The sequence below is a fragment of the Aminobacter sp. P4_D5 genome (assembly GCF_056401815.1).
In genome coordinates this window covers 1-527 of record NZ_JBFUIP010001353.1, presented here as the reverse complement: position 1 = coordinate 527, position 527 = coordinate 1, and the positions used below count along the sequence as shown (strand labels likewise).

At 71.5% G+C, this 527-nt stretch carries 1 protein-coding gene; it reads left to right on the top strand.

What is annotated here, in order from left to right; all coding sequences use genetic code 11:
• The coding region (locus AC1DWF_RS38360) for a glycosyltransferase (RefSeq protein WP_476843632.1) at positions 1-362 on the top strand (362 nt) is incomplete at its 5' end.
• Positions 363-527 lie beyond the last annotated feature (165 nt).

Below are 527 nucleotides of genomic sequence, written 5' to 3'. Positions count from 1 at the left end.
ACCATCGCCTCGCCTTGCCGCACAAGCTCTTCGACGGAATGGCGATCGGCCTGCCCGTCCTCGCTCCGGACTTCGCGACCGGGGTTGCCGATATCATCGGCGCCGCCGGCTGCGGGGTGCTGGTGGATGTGACCAGCCCGGCCTGCATCGCCGCGGGGATCACGGCCCTGACCGACCACGCCGCCCGCGCCCGGATGGGCGAGGCCGGCTGGCGGGCGGCGCGCGGCGAATGGGGATGGGAGGCCGAGGCCATCAGGCTGGTCGAACTGTATCGCGGCCTCCTGGCCGCGCCGCGAGAATCCAGCCGGAACCGAATGTTTGAGGGCGGAGTGGGAAGGACCTATAAGGCGCCGAATGGCTAAGGCCCCTTCGCGAATCCTGCTGAACCTCTCGCTCGACGCGGCGCTCGCCGTCGTCGCGCTGCCGGTAGCCTTGCTGCTCGCCGGACCGGGAAGCTGGCCAGCCGATGGCTGGTGGACGCTCGGCATCCCGCTCGCCGCGCTGTCCATGCTGGCGCCGGCCTGGGC